Origin of the sequence: Pseudomonas sp. NPDC089734 (assembly GCF_044748865.1) — a bacterium.
Taxonomy (GTDB): Bacteria; Pseudomonadota; Gammaproteobacteria; order Pseudomonadales; family Pseudomonadaceae; genus Aquipseudomonas.
In genome coordinates, this window is record NZ_JBIVGV010000023.1 from 13,919 (window position 1) to 27,189 (window position 13,271).

At 59.3% G+C, this 13,271-nt stretch carries 13 protein-coding genes; 10 read left to right on the forward strand and 3 right to left on the reverse strand.

The features are described 5' to 3' along the window. Nucleotides 1–39: 39 nt before the first annotated feature. The 8 genes from ACIPY9_RS22285 (at nucleotide 40) to ssuE (ending at nucleotide 9,628) form a co-directional block, all read left to right on the forward strand. Nucleotides 40–1,041, forward strand: coding sequence for a glycosyltransferase (locus ACIPY9_RS22285; RefSeq protein WP_400706635.1), 1,002 nt, complete (start codon nucleotides 40–42; stop codon nucleotides 1,039–1,041). After that, nucleotides 1,038–2,273 carry a glycosyltransferase family 4 protein gene (locus ACIPY9_RS22290; protein ID WP_400706637.1) on the forward strand — a complete coding sequence of 412 codons (1,236 nt, stop codon included), beginning with the start codon at nucleotides 1,038–1,040 and terminating at the stop codon, nucleotides 2,271–2,273. Before ACIPY9_RS22285 ends, ACIPY9_RS22290 begins: the two co-directional genes overlap by 4 nt. Nucleotides 2,274–2,390: 117 nt before the next feature. Then, nucleotides 2,391–3,677, forward strand: coding sequence for a hypothetical protein (locus ACIPY9_RS22295; RefSeq protein ID WP_400706640.1), 1,287 nt, complete (start codon nucleotides 2,391–2,393; stop codon nucleotides 3,675–3,677). A gap of 73 nt (nucleotides 3,678–3,750) precedes the next feature. After that, a complete protein-coding gene (locus tag ACIPY9_RS22300; RefSeq protein WP_400706643.1) occupies nucleotides 3,751–4,863 on the forward strand; it encodes a glycosyltransferase family 4 protein in 1,113 nt (370 codons plus the stop codon). A 69-nt stretch (nucleotides 4,864–4,932) separates the two neighbouring features. Further along, entirely contained in the window at nucleotides 4,933–6,150 is a 1,218-nt protein-coding gene (locus tag ACIPY9_RS22305) for a glycosyltransferase family 4 protein (RefSeq protein WP_400706646.1), read from the forward strand. A 13-nt stretch (nucleotides 6,151–6,163) separates the two neighbouring features. Beyond that, nucleotides 6,164–7,567 (forward strand): undecaprenyl-phosphate glucose phosphotransferase, encoded by a 1,404-nt coding sequence (locus ACIPY9_RS22310; RefSeq protein ID WP_400706649.1) that lies wholly within the window; start codon nucleotides 6,164–6,166, stop codon nucleotides 7,565–7,567. A 159-nt stretch (nucleotides 7,568–7,726) separates the two neighbouring features. Further along, a complete protein-coding gene (locus ACIPY9_RS22315; protein WP_400706652.1) occupies nucleotides 7,727–8,815 on the forward strand; it encodes a polysaccharide biosynthesis/export family protein in 1,089 nt (362 codons plus the stop codon). 231 nt (nucleotides 8,816–9,046) lie between these two features. Continuing rightward, nucleotides 9,047–9,628 carry an NADPH-dependent FMN reductase gene (ssuE, locus tag ACIPY9_RS22320; protein WP_400706655.1) on the forward strand — a complete coding sequence of 194 codons (582 nt, stop codon included), beginning with the start codon at nucleotides 9,047–9,049 and terminating at the stop codon, nucleotides 9,626–9,628. A gap of 4 nt (nucleotides 9,629–9,632) precedes the next feature. Here ssuE and ACIPY9_RS22325 read toward each other — a convergent pair whose 3' ends face one another. From ACIPY9_RS22325 to ACIPY9_RS22335, 3 genes are all read right to left on the reverse strand, one after another. After that, a complete protein-coding gene (locus tag ACIPY9_RS22325) occupies nucleotides 9,633–10,241 on the reverse strand; it encodes a LysE family translocator (protein WP_400706657.1) in 609 nt (202 codons plus the stop codon). A 135-nt stretch (nucleotides 10,242–10,376) separates the two neighbouring features. Then, entirely contained in the window at nucleotides 10,377–10,658 is a 282-nt protein-coding gene (locus tag ACIPY9_RS22330) for a hypothetical protein (RefSeq protein ID WP_400706659.1), read from the reverse strand. Nucleotides 10,659–10,726: 68 nt separating this feature from the next. Continuing rightward, nucleotides 10,727–11,635 carry a LysR family transcriptional regulator gene (locus tag ACIPY9_RS22335; RefSeq protein ID WP_400706661.1) on the reverse strand — a complete coding sequence of 303 codons (909 nt, stop codon included), beginning with the start codon at nucleotides 11,633–11,635 and terminating at the stop codon, nucleotides 10,727–10,729. 115 nt (nucleotides 11,636–11,750) lie between these two features. On the opposite strand from ACIPY9_RS22335, the gene ACIPY9_RS22340 reads away from it, so the two are divergent. Both ACIPY9_RS22340 and ACIPY9_RS22345 read left to right on the forward strand, forming a co-directional pair. Continuing rightward, a complete protein-coding gene (locus tag ACIPY9_RS22340; protein WP_400706663.1) occupies nucleotides 11,751–12,452 on the forward strand; it encodes a CoA transferase subunit A in 702 nt (233 codons plus the stop codon). Between the two features lie 67 nt (nucleotides 12,453–12,519). Continuing rightward, nucleotides 12,520–13,176 (forward strand): CoA transferase subunit B, encoded by a 657-nt coding sequence (locus ACIPY9_RS22345; RefSeq protein WP_400706666.1) that lies wholly within the window; start codon nucleotides 12,520–12,522, stop codon nucleotides 13,174–13,176. The last annotated feature ends 95 nt before the right edge of the window (nucleotides 13,177–13,271 follow it).

Sequence of the window (13,271 nt, forward strand, 5' to 3'; positions counted from 1 at the left end):
CCCACTTCATCGCTTCCACGGTCTGCCCGGAACTTCATCATGATCAACCGAACCACGCTGGTGACGCTCACCTACGGTGACCGTTTCAACTACCTGCACACGCTGGTCAGTCGTTCTCTGGAAAGCCCTCAGATAGAGCGTGTCATCATCGTCAGCAATGCTTCCGTGTCGCCGCTTCACCTGCTGGAGAAAAAATGGCCCGGCCAGGTACAGGTCATCTCTCTGGCGCACAACACCGGGTCGGCCAATGGTTATTCGGTCGGTATCAAGGCCGCGCTGGATGCCGGTGCCGAGTACATCTGGCTGATGGACGACGACAACGCCCCGACCATCAATGCCATTGCCGTCCTGCACAAATACCTGCACCAGCGGGAAAACATCGATGGCCGGGACAGGACGGCGGTATTGGGGTTTCGTCCGACGCACCAGGCAGACATTGCGTCGGGTGTGCCCAATCGTTTCGCCATCCAGCGTCGCTCGAGCTTTTTCGGCTTTCATATCGCACAACTGCCCTACAAGATCTGGCGACGCCTGCCGTGGGGGCGACCTCAAGCCTTGCAGGGCAAGCCGCCGATGGTGCAGTTGCCGTTTGCGACCTATGGCGGTCTGCTGGCCCATCGCAGCCTGTATATGAAGATCGGCCTGCCTCTGGATGCGCTGAAACTCTATGCCGACGACAGCGAGTACACTTGGCGCATCACGGCCGGTGGCGGGCGAATCTTTCTGGTCCCCGAAGCCCTGCTCGATGACCTGGAGGACTCCTGGAACATCAAGGCACGCAGCAACAATGTCTATGAAAACTACCTGCTGGGCGGCTCCGACCTGCGGGCGTATTACGGTGCCCGCAACCAGGCCTGGTTCGACAAGAATGTCTGGGCGTCCTCTTCACTGCTCTACCGGCTCAATCGCTGGATATTCTTCTGCCTGCTCAGGGTGATTGCCCGGCGCTGCGATGCCGAACAACGCCTGAGCCTGATCGAGAAAGCCATACGCGACGGGGAAGCCGGCGTATTGGGCCTGAACAGGTTGTACCCGCTATGAAAATCCTGTTCATCAGCAGCCTTTATGCACCGGATATCGGCGGCGGTGCAGAAATCATCCTGCAACGCATGGTCGAAGGCCTGCAACAGCGGGGCTATAAAGTGACCGTCCTGAGCACAACCGCCAAGGCCGGGCTGCACATGGATGCGGTCAATCAGGTCAAGGTCTATCGCGCAGGCCTGCATAACACGTACTGGCACTTCACGGCACAACGCCCGGGTCGTCTGGCCCGGCTGGGCTGGCACCTGCGCGACCGCTACAACCCCGGCATGCGGGACTATGTAAAGCGCGTCATCGAACTGGAACAGCCGGACCTGGTGATGTGCCATAACCTCACCGGCTGGTCGGTATCGGCCTGGGACGAAATCACCCAGGCCGGTCTTCCGATCGTTCAGGTCCTGCACGACATGTACCTGCTCTGCCCGAGCAGCACCATGTTCAAGAAAGGCCATAGCTGCCAGCGTCAGTGTGGGCTTTGCCTGCGTTTTCGCACCGGCCATGAGCAGCGTTCCGCGCAAGTGGACACGGTCGTCGGTGTCAGTCGCTTTCTGCTCGACAGCGTGCAGGCGCAAGGCTATTTCAGGAACGCCAGAAGCCAGGTCGTGTACAACGCCAGCCCGTTTGCGGCCATGGAAACGACAGCCGTACCGCCGCTGCCCGATGCGCCCCTGCGCTTCGGTTATATCGGCACCCTGTCGGAGACCAAGGGGGTCGGCTGGCTGATCGAGCAGTTCCAGCACTTGCCGTTCAACGCCACCCTGCAGATTGCCGGGCGCGGACAGCTCAACGACGAGCAAAGGTTCAAGGCCATGGTCACCTCGAAGAACATCAGCTTTGTCGGTTACCAGAACCCCGGCACCTTCTATGAACAGATCGATGTCGCCATCGTGCCCTCTCTGTGGAATGAGCCCTTCGGCATGGTCGCCGTGGAAGCCTGCGCCCATTCGCGTCCGGTCATTGCCAGTCGCATGGGCGGTTTGACGGAAATCATCGAGGATCAGGTCAATGGCTTGCTGTGCAGCCCCGACGACCCGGACTCACTGGGAGTGGCCATGCTCAAGCTGCATCAGCAGCCCGGCTTGCTGGCCCGTCTCGGAGCGCAGGCACGGGGCAGTGTCCGCGACTTTCTGAGCCTGGACCGGATGCTGGACCAGTATGAAAGCCTTCTGATTCAAACCCTGCAGGACAGGACGGCATCGCCCCGGCCACAGGCCTTGCCCGATACCGCGTAACGACACCGAGCAGTGACCTCCATCGGCCCGTGCCCCCACTGAGCAAGCGCTCCGGACCGTGCCTCTTCATTGAGACAACCCATGTCAAAAACCCCTGCATCCTGTTGGAGAACACTGTTGCTGGTTTTTCTGCCGTGGCTGCTTCTGATCCGCATCGCACAAAGCGAAGAGACCTTCATCATCGGTGTCGACACTCACTTGATGAATGAAAACAGCGCATCGGCCCGGGTCTTGAGACTGCTGGAGGACGCCGGAGTCAATTCGGTCAGGGACGACGCCTACTGGACCACGGTAGAACCCAGACGCGGCCTGATGCGTATCGACCCCGCCTGGCGGGAATACCTGAGCAAGGCTCAGGAACACAACCTGCGGCCCCTGCTGGTATTGGGTTATGGAAGCCCGCTCTACGAAAACTATGCAAAACCCCGTCAGCCGCCGGTCAGTCAGGCTTTTGGCAACTACACCGAGTTTGTCACCCGGGAATTGGCCGGCAGTGTCGACTTCTATGAAATCTGGAATGAGTGGGACCGGGAAAACCCGATCGATGCCTGGGCCACCAAGGACTACAGCAATCTGATCGAGGAAACCGCTGGCCGCATTCGTCGACAGAACCAGCCCGTCACGATACTGGCCGGGGCCGTGACCAGTCTGGGCATCGACCTTGGCTTCGCCGACAGGTTGATCCAGAACGGCCTCCTGAATCAGGTCGACGGGCTGTCATTGCATCCTTATGTGCATTGCCGTCATGAGGAGCGGCACACGCCCGAGCGCTGGATCGCCTGGCTGCGCTGGATCAATGCGGACCTCCGGACCCTTGCCGCCCGCCCCGTCCCGATGTACCTGACCGAAATGGGCTGGCCGACCAATACCGGCCAGTGCGGTGTCAGCGAACAGACCCAGGCCGCCTTTCTGGCCCGCAGCTTTTTCCTGGCCCGGACCCTGCCGGACATCAAGGGCCTGTGGTGGTACGGGCTGATCGACAGCGGCAAGGACAAGAGCGATCCCCGGCAGAACTTCGGCCTGCTCAATCAGGACATGACCTTGAAACCGTCCTACCGGACGCTCAAGGCCATCAGCAATACCTTGCGGGAATACCGCTATGACGCTGAAAAAAGCCGTGAGCTCGATAGCACCTACCTGCTCAGGTTCACCAGAGGCGCAGAGCAGATCCTGGTGGCCTGGACGACAGGCATTCCCAGGCTTAGCCATGTAGAAGCCAGCAGCATGCAGCACGGAAACGTGCAAATGATCGACAGTGGACAACCCGAGAAGGGGTTGTTCGAAACAGACATTGCCTGGAGTTGCAATGACGCCCGTTGCTCGGCCCAGGTGCCGATCGACGAATTCCCCAAAATCATCAATCTGGGCACGCGGCCCGCGCTATTCGCGCATGAGGCCCGCTGACTCATGGCCTTTGACAGTTCGCAGCGCATGGAAAGCGAACTCGAATAACCCACTCTCTTGCAGGATGCTCGTAATGATTTTTATCAATGCCCGGTTTCTGACCCAGGACATAGGCGGGGTTCAGCGCTTTGCAGAACAGTTATGCCTTGCGCTCAAGAAAATACGCAGCGACCTGATCTTTGTCGCCCCTCACGGAATCAAGATGCATGAAAGCGCCCAGGCACTCGACGTACGCTGCATCGGCCGCAACACCGGTCATCTCTGGGAACAGATCGACTTGCCACTCTACCTGCGTCGCCAGGGTTCTCCCCTGCTGATGTCCACCTGCAACACCGGTCCGATGCTGTACAGCAACCAGATTGCGACCCATCACGACATTACCTATGCACGCTTCCCGCAAAGCTACACATGGCTGTTCAGAACGGTGTACCGGATCATCACGCCGATCATGCTGTCGCGCATCAAGACCCTGGTGACCAGCAGCCGTTTCTCCAGAGGCGAAATTGCCCGTTTCTATGGCTTTCCCGAAAAGAAAATCCTGATACTGCCCGCTGCGGTCAGTGAGTCGTTCACACCGGACCCGCCCGCGGAAGATCCCGGAAAATACCTGCTGGCCGTGTCTTCGCCCAGTGCCCACAAGAACTTCAACCGGATGATCCAGGCGTTCATGAGCCTGCGCGGTCACGAGGATGTTCAACTGCATATCGTCGGGGGAGCGCACAGCATATTCTCGGACCCCGACCTGCAACGTCTGGCGTGCCGGGATCCGCGTATCCGCTTTCTGGGACGGCTCAGCGATGCCGAACTGATCAGGCAGTATCAGGGAGCCACGGCGTTCGTCTTTCCGTCGATGTATGAAGGCTTCGGTATTCCGCCGCTGGAAGCCCAGGCCTGTGGTTGTCCGGTCCTGGCCGCCAATGCGGCTTCGATTCCGGAAGTTCTGCAAGCCAGCGCCCTGTATTTCGACCCGCAGGATACAAGCCACATCGCCGCCGCCATGCATCGGATGCTGATCGATGCGCCCTTGCGCCAGACCCTGCGCCAGCAAGGTCTGGCCAACGTGGCCCGTTTTTCGTGGGACAGCTCGGCACAGCGTCTTTCACAACGGCTCGATGCCCTGCTGGGGATGTGCAATCAGCGGGCAGGCACCGCCGATGCGCTCACCGAGTCGTCAGGCAAACATTAAACAACTGCCACGCCAAGACGCGACAGGAGTGCGCCTGAAGTAGAGCGAGCGTATACGCAAGGAATCTCCATGAGAATTGCTATTGTTCATGACTGGCTGGTGACCTATGCCGGTGCCGAACGCGTGCTGGCTTCACTGATCAATGTCTGGCCCGAGGCCGACCTGTTTGCCGTCATCGATTTTCTGAGCGATCAGGATCGCGCTCATCTGGGCGGCAAGAAAGCCAGCACCACCTTTATCCAGAACCTGCCGGGGGCCAGGACCCGATACCAGCGCTACCTGCCCTTGATGCCGCTGGCCATCGAGCAACTGGACCTGTCGGGCTACGACCTGATCATCAGCAGCAGTCATGCCGTGGCCAAGGGCGTACTCAGCGGGCCGGATCAGTTACACATCAGTTATATCCATTCGCCGATTCGCTACGCCTGGGACTTGCAACACCAATACCTTCAGGAGTCGGGCCTGGACAAGGGCCTCAAGGGCAAGCTGGCCCGTCTGGTGCTGCACTACATACGCCTGTGGGATCAACGCACGTCAACGGGCGTCGATGAGTTCATCGCCAACTCCCGCTTCATCGGTGCCCGGATCCGCAAGGCCTATCGCCGGGAGTCCACCGTGATCTACCCGCCGGTGGACACACAGCACTTCACGGTCCGGGAAGGCCCCCGCCAGAATTACTACTTCACCGCCTCACGCATGGTGCCCTACAAACGCTTGCCCATGATTATCGAAGCCTTTGCGGCCATGCCGGACAAGCCGCTGATCGTGGTCGGCGACGGCCCGGACATGGCCAAGGCGCAAGCCATCGCCCGACAGGCCCCCAATGTGCGGCTACTGGGGTTTCAGCCTGCCGCTGTCCTGCTTGAGCACATGCGTGCAGCCAGGGCTTTCGTGTTCGCCGCCGAAGAGGATTTCGGCATCAGCCCGGTAGAGGCCCAGGCCTGTGGTACGCCGGTGATCGCCTTCGGCAAGGGCGGCGTGCTGGAAACCGTTCGCGGGCTGGACCATCCGCAACCGACCGGCGTGTTCTATCGACAGCAGAATGCCCCATCACTGATCGCGGCGATCACCGAGTTCGAGGCCGCCCAATCGAGGATCAGCGACCTGGCTTGCCGCAGCAACGCCGAACGCTTTTCGACGCGCCGCTTCGAGCAGGAAATCATGGCCTTCGTCGAGAGCCGTCTGGGCGACACGAACCTGATACAGCGCCCCACGCACTACTGGCGCAATCAGAGCCTGGTCAACAGCGAACTGCCGTCCCGAGTCGTTCCCATCGAATCCGCTTGAACGAGCACCCGACATGCGCATCCCGGCTCGCGGCATCCTGCATGCCCATCAATCGGCATTATCCGTGTTACATCGCCTGCTGGACCTGACTGTCATTGTGCTGGTCGGCTATTGGCAAAGCCTGCAACAACCGGCAGCCAGTACCGCGGAAACCTGGCTTCAGATCATTCTGGCGGTCCTGGTTTTTCACTGGATCAGCGAATTCCATCAACTCTATGGTTCATGGCGCGGCGAGCGCATCCTGCGCGAGCTGACCAAGGTCTTCAATTACTGGGCCCTGACGTTCGTCATTCTCCTGTCCGTGGATTACCTGCTGTTCAGCCGGGCCCGGATGCCCGATAACGCCCACATGACCTGGTTTGCCCTGGTGCTGGCCATCTTGTGCAGCTACCGGCTGTTGATCCGCAGGCTCCTGCACGGCTTGCGCCGTCACGGTTTCAATACCCGGCGGGTGGCGATTGTCGGGACCGGCCAGGTCGGCGCACGGCTGGCCCAGTCGATTTCCAGTGCTCCCTGGATGGGCCTGAACCTGCTGGGCTTCTATGACTCACAGCCGCAACAGATGGACCTTGGGCAGCGGGTGCCGGTCCTGGGCAATCTGGAACAGTTGATCGACGATGCCCGCGCCGGCCGGGTCGACAAGGTCTACATCACGCTGGCGTTCAGCGCCGAACCTCATCTGCGTGAACTCATCACCGGCTTGAGCGACACCACGGTGTCGGTGTACCTGATCCCGGATGTGTTCATGTTCGAGTTGCTGCATGCCCGCAGCGAAAGCATCAATGGTCTGGCCAGCATCAGCATTTTCGACTCGCCCATGGACGGCGCCTGGAGCCTGGTCAAGCGGGCCGAGGATATTCTGTTATCGAGCGTCATTCTGGTGGTGATCGCGCTGCCCATGCTGCTGATCGCCATTGCCATCAAGCTGACCTCCCGGGGGCCGATCCTGTTTCGTCAGCGTCGCTACGGCCTGGACGGACGCCCGATCATGGTCTGGAAGTTTCGCAGCATGAATGTCCAGGAAAACGGCTCCATCGTGCTACAGGCCAGCCGCAACGATAGCCGGGTCACGCCTCTGGGAGCCTTTCTGCGGCGAACATCCCTCGATGAGCTGCCGCAGTTCTTCAATGTGCTGCGCGGCGACATGTCCATCGTCGGCCCGCGTCCTCATGCCGTGGCGCACAACGAGCAATACCGCAAGCAAGTCAGTGGTTACATGCTGCGCCACAAGGTCAAGCCGGGCATTACCGGCTGGGCACAGATCAATGGCTGGCGCGGCGAAACCGACACGCTGGACAAGATGCAGAAACGGGTCGAGTTCGACCTTGAATACATCGAACACTGGTCTGTCTGGCTGGACCTCAAGATCATCCTGCTGACGTTGTTCAAAGGTTTCCTGAACAAGAACGCCTTCTGAACGATTCAACAAACCCTGCCCAAGACATCAAGGTTCCGGAACACCGCGTCCGGAGGGAGGTGCGTGCGCGCGAATACAGAGAACTCACGGATAAAGGTTGGAAAGGGATGCAATGAAATCATCGTGGTGCCAGACGCACCTTCAGTAAGGAACACTCATATGAATCGAAACCTGGTTGTTGTGCTGCTCTCCAGTCTGATATTGCATGGCTGTGCGTTTGCCCCCGGCCAACACATGACGCCCGACGATATCACCACGGACGACCCGAATGGCCCCAAGGCCCAACTGGTCGATATCACCCCCCAGAGCCTGCTGAAACAGCAGCAACGCATCGCCTCCGATACGCTGCCGCTGCCCGCCGAACTGCTGAACTACAAGACCCCGGAATACAAGGTCGGCCCGGGCGACACCTTGCTGGTGACCGTCTTCGAGCACCCGGAACTGACGGCTCCGGGCTCACAGGACCAGCTCGACGCCAACACGCGGGAAGTGCTGAGCGACGGTACGCTGTTCTTCCCTTATGTCGGCCGGATCAGGGCCGGTGGCAGAACGGTCAGCCAGATTCGCGAGCAACTGCGCATGGGGCTGGCTCCGCAATACACCGAGGTCAAGGTTGATGTGAAAGTGCTGCGCTACAACAGCCAGCGCGTGCTGCTCTCGGGCTCGTTCAAGACCCCGGGCCCACAATCGATCACCAACATCCCCCTGAGCCTGGTGCAGGCGGTCAGCACGGCCGGTATCGATCTGACCGACGCCAACCTGGCCGGCCTGACCCTCAGGCGCGATGGCCAGGACTATCTGATCGATATCGACTCGCTCAACCGCAAGGGTTCGCAACTGAGCAGGATCTACCTCAAGGACGGCGATTACCTGCACTTGAACAGCAACTCCAAGAACAAGATCTATGTGCTGGGCGAAGTGCGTAACCCGCAGGTCATTTCCTTCGGCACCACCAGCGTGACGCTGCTTGAAGCCCTGGGCAACTCCGGCGGATTGAGCCCGGAAAGCGCCGATGGCGACGCGGTGTACGTGATTCGCGGTGTCGAGAACCAGGCCAGTGCCGTCTCCACGGTCTATCACCTCAATGCCGAAAAACCCACGGCCTACCTGCTCGCCCGGCAGTTTGAACTGCAGGCTCAGGATGTGGTGTTCGTCGGCCCTGCCAATATCACCCGCTGGAGCCGCTTCATCAGTCAACTGCTGGGCTCGGCCAGCGTGGTCCAGACAGGCGCCGCCTTCAGGAATTGAAGCGCACGCCCGAAAACATCCCTGCATCGTTCCCGTGCGGGGATTTTTTTGGCCGGCAACTGTTGCCACAGCAACACCGGATCAACACCTGACTGTCGATCCAGCACCAACGATGCCTGAACAGTACAGCCACCAGAAAATAAATCCTTTAATTTCAAACAGTTAAAAAATATAAAGACTGGCATGCATGCTGCTTTGCAAGCATACGCTTATCGCTAGGAATCCCCCCGCATGCAGGTCGTTTCGCTTTCAGGCAGTCCCTCACCCACATCCCGCTCCGGTGTCGTCCTGGCACACGCCAGCCGCTGGCTTGAGCATCAGGGCGTCGAAGTCACGACGCTGCGCATCCGCGACTTCAAGGCTGAAGAGCTTCTTTTCGCCCAATTCGACAGCCCGCAGGTACAGGCCTTCATCGAAGCCGTCAGACAGGCCGACGGCCTCCTGATCGGTACACCGGTCTACAAGGCCTCGTTTTCCGGTGCCCTCAAGACCCTGCTGGATCTGCTTCCCGAGCGTGCGCTGCACGGCAAGGTGGTCCTGCCTCTGGCAACCGGTGGCAGCATCGCCCATATGCTGGCCGTGGATTACGCCCTCAAACCGGTTCTTTCGGCCTTGAAATCCCAGGAAGTCCTGCACGGTATCTTTGCCATCGACAGCCAGATCAGCTACAGCGATAACGCGCTGGGAGGCGATCTGGATGACGTGCTCACCGAACGGTTGCGTGAAGGGCTGGAGCATTTCCTGCTCGGCCTGCAACACCGGTTGCAGGCACGTAACAGACAGAACGGCGGGCATTTGCAACTGGCGCTGTAAAACCTCAGCGTTCCAGGATCAGCGGATACAGCGAGGCCACCAGCAAGATCGCCATCAGCCCGTTGAACAGCCGCAGGCGCAACGGGTCACGCAGAACGTTGCGCAGCAAACTGCCAAACCCGGCCCAGATACCGACGCTGGGCAGATTGATCAGGGCGAACACGGAAGAAATGATCAGCACATTGGTGAAATAGCCTTCCATGGGCGTATAGGTGCTGATTGCCCCGATGGCCATGACCCAGGCCTTGGGATTGACCCACTGGAACAAGGCCGCGCCGAGAAAACCCAGCGGCTCACTCCTGTTTTCATCGGTGTCGGACGCAGGTCCCGACGTCGCGATTTTCCAGGCCAGGTACAGCAGGTAGGCAGCCCCCACATAACGCAGCACGGTATAGAGCAGCGGCCAGGCCTTGAACAGACCGCCCAGACCCAGACCGACTGCCACCACCAACACGAAAAAGCCGATACTGATCCCCGCCATGTGCGGGAGGCTGCGTCTGAAACCGAAGTTCACGCCTGAAGCCAGCAGCATCATGTTGTTCGGGCCAGGGGTTACGGAGGTGACGAACGCAAACAAGGCGAACGCCAGCAGCAGGTCAAAAGAGAGGGGCATCAAGCTGTCCAGGGAAGAGTAAAATCAGGCGCTCACCCTATCGGAGCACGGCCTGTAAACACATGGACAGTGACTGAAACTTTTACCAGTACAGTTCTACAAAAAATCAACTTCAAGAATACTGTTACGTTTCATTCAACCGCGACGATCTTCCTGAAAAGAACCGCGATCCACGCTGATTTCACCGGCTTTATCGAACTCACGGACCTGTTGAATCTGCGGGTCGGCCATCAATTGCGCCTTGCGGACCTGATACTCATCGAACGACAGACCACGGCGGTTCAAGTCTTCCAGAGCCAACTGATGAGTCTCTTCAGCCGTGTAAGGGCGCAACTCGACCGCATGATGGGTGGAGCAGCCAGCCATCAGCACGACACTGAAAAACACGACAAGACCCAGCGCAAAGACATGATTCATGGGAGCCTCCAGACTGGCTCGTTTTCGGGAATGAACAAAGGTTAATCCCCGGCTCCCTCTGGCAAAAATCATCCGTCTTGATAGTGGCTATCGACTGTTCTGGAGTATTCGATCAATACATCTCGAAGCGCATGGGCCGCCGCCGACAGTTTGTGATCGGCGAGCATCATCAGACCGATGCGGCGCTCGATACGAGGCTCGACCAGAGCGATGCAGCGTGCGCCCAGCTCCTGCATCTGCTCGATACACAGCGCAGGCACCGCACTGACACCCAGGCCATTGGCGACCATACGCCCGATAGTCGCCAGTTGATGGCTCTCAAAGGCCACCGACAGCTTGCCGTGTTGCGCATGAACCGCCTGTTCCAGCAACAGACGCACGGCCGAAGGGCGTTGCAGGGCGATAAAGTCTTCCTGCAACAGCTCGCGCCAGGTCACCTGGGTGCGATCCGCCAGCGGAGAATCCACCGCAACCACAGCGACGAAACGGTCCATATAGAACGGTGTGAACAGCAGAGAACTGCTCGACTCAGGCTCGAACCCGATGCCCAGTTCGACACGACGATGGCGCACCATTTCCACAACCTGCTCGTTGATCACGTCATGCACGGCCACGTTGACCCGAGGATAGCGCCCGCGAAACACCTTCAACGCCCCCGGCAACAGATTGCCCGCGAACGAAGGCATGGCCGCCACCGAGACCTTGCCCATCTGCAGGGTGAAACGTTGCCGCAGCAGCTCTTCGGTATTGTCCCAGTCGGCCAGCAACTGACGCGCCAGGGGCAGCAGGGTTTCCCCTTCCGGCGTCAGGCTGACCGAGCGTGTGGTGCGCGTGAGCAACGGGCCACCCAGGTCTTCTTCGAGGCTCTTGATCGTCAGGCTCAAGGCCGGTTGCGAAAGATGCAGCCGCTCCCCGGCCTGGGCAAAGCTCAGGTAGTGGGCCACCGCCAGAAACGCCCGAAGCTGCTTGACGTTCATATATTTACTTTTCTTATCAATTGATCAGAAAAACAAAATTAACAAATCACTGATGCAGAGAGAAGATGCAGGCACAACGGTCCTTGTCGATCAACAATAAAAAAGGCGGTTCATCATGGCTGGACTCGACAAACGTGTCGCGACCTATGAAGAGGCCCTTGCCGGGCTGACCGATGACATGACAGTGCTGTGCGGCGGCTTTGGTCTGTGCGGCATTCCGGAAAACCTCATTGCGCAGATCAGGCGCATGGGCATCAAAGGCCTGACGGTCGTTTCCAACAACTGCGGCGTCGATGGTTTTGGTCTGGGCATCCTGCTCGAAGACCGCCAGATCCGCAAAATGATCTCCTCCTATGTCGGTGAAAACGCGCTCTTCGAGCGCCAGTTGCTCAGCGGCGAACTGGAAGTCGAACTCACCCCGCAAGGCACCCTGGCGGAAAAGCTCCGGGCAGGCGGCGCGGGCATTCCCGCGTTCTACACCGCCACCGGCTATGGCACCCCCGTGGCCGAAGGCAAGGAAACCCGCCAGTTCAACGGTCGCCATGTGATTCTGGAAGAAGCCATCACCGGCGACTTCGCCCTCGTCAAAGGCTGGAAAGCCGATCACTTCGGTAACGTGATCTATCGCCACACTGCGCAGAACTTCAATCCGGTGGTTGCCACGGCCGGGAAGATCACCGTGGTCGAAGTCGAGGAAATCGTCGAGCCCGGCGTACTGCTGCCCTCCCAGATTCACACCCCCGGCATTTATGTCGACCGGGTGATCGTGGGCACCTTCGAGAAGCGCATCGAAAAGCGCACCCTCAAGCAGTCCTGAACCGACCCTGTTTCCGGGCGCCTTCCGAAACGGACAGCGGCCTACAACAACAAAGAGATTTCAGACCATGGCACTTTCCCGCGAACAAATGGCCCAGCGTGTCGCCCGTGAACTGAAGGACGGCTACTACGTCAACCTGGGCATCGGCATTCCGACACTGGTCGCCAACTATGTCCCGGACAATATCGACGTGATGCTGCAATCGGAAAACGGCCTGTTGGGCATGGGGGAATTTCCCACCGAGGAAACCCTTGATGCCGACATGATCAATGCCGGTAAACAGACCGTGACCGCACGCATCGGCGCGTCGATCTTCGACTCGGCCGCCTCCTTCGCCATGATCCGTGGCGGTCATGTGGACCTGACCGTACTGGGGGCCTTTGAGGTGGATGTGGAAGGCAACATCGCTTCGTGGATGATCCCCGGCAAGCTGGTCAAGGGCATGGGCGGTGCGATGGATCTGGTGGCCGGAGCCGACAACATCATCGTCACCATGACCCATGCCTCCAAGGAGGGCGAGTCCAAGCTGTTGCCTCAGTGCAGCCTGCCACTGACCGGAGCGGGCTGTATCCGCCGCGTACTGACCGACCTTGCGTACCTGGAAATCGAAAACGGTGCATTCATCCTGCGTGAGCGTGCGCCGGGGGTGAGCGTGGAAGAGATCGTCGCCAAGACAGCAGGCAAGCTGATCGTGCCGGATGACGTGATCGAAATGACGTTCTGAGTATTGAGTTCGCTCTCGCGCAACAGACAAAAACAAGTGGAACCGGATCGGGCGGCGATCCGCTTATCCGGGAAGGCATTTTTCTGACAACACAG

Bases quoted from the DNA above. Each gene is read 5' to 3' on its own strand.
- ACIPY9_RS22340 (WP_400706663.1), top strand. From the start codon at position 11,751: ATGGCTGGACTCGACAAACGTGTCGCGACCTATGAAGAGGCCCTTGCC.
- ACIPY9_RS22330 (WP_400706659.1), bottom strand. From the start codon at position 10,658: ATGAATCATGTCTTTGCGCTGGGTCTTGTCGTGTTTTTCAGTGTCGTG.
- ACIPY9_RS22300 (WP_400706643.1), top strand. From the start codon at position 3,751: ATGATTTTTATCAATGCCCGGTTTCTGACCCAGGACATAGGCGGGGTT.
- ACIPY9_RS22315 (WP_400706652.1), top strand. From the start codon at position 7,727: ATGAATCGAAACCTGGTTGTTGTGCTGCTCTCCAGTCTGATATTGCAT.
- ssuE (WP_400706655.1), top strand. From the start codon at position 9,047: ATGCAGGTCGTTTCGCTTTCAGGCAGTCCCTCACCCACATCCCGCTCC.
- ACIPY9_RS22325 (WP_400706657.1), bottom strand. From the start codon at position 10,241: ATGCCCCTCTCTTTTGACCTGCTGCTGGCGTTCGCCTTGTTTGCGTTC.
- ACIPY9_RS22290 (WP_400706637.1), top strand. From the start codon at position 1,038: ATGAAAATCCTGTTCATCAGCAGCCTTTATGCACCGGATATCGGCGGC.
- ACIPY9_RS22285 (WP_400706635.1), top strand. From the start codon at position 40: ATGATCAACCGAACCACGCTGGTGACGCTCACCTACGGTGACCGTTTC.
- ACIPY9_RS22310 (WP_400706649.1), top strand. From the start codon at position 6,164: ATGCGCATCCCGGCTCGCGGCATCCTGCATGCCCATCAATCGGCATTA.
- ACIPY9_RS22335 (WP_400706661.1), bottom strand. From the start codon at position 11,635: ATGAACGTCAAGCAGCTTCGGGCGTTTCTGGCGGTGGCCCACTACCTG.
- ACIPY9_RS22305 (WP_400706646.1), top strand. From the start codon at position 4,933: ATGAGAATTGCTATTGTTCATGACTGGCTGGTGACCTATGCCGGTGCC.
- ACIPY9_RS22345 (WP_400706666.1), top strand. From the start codon at position 12,520: ATGGCACTTTCCCGCGAACAAATGGCCCAGCGTGTCGCCCGTGAACTG.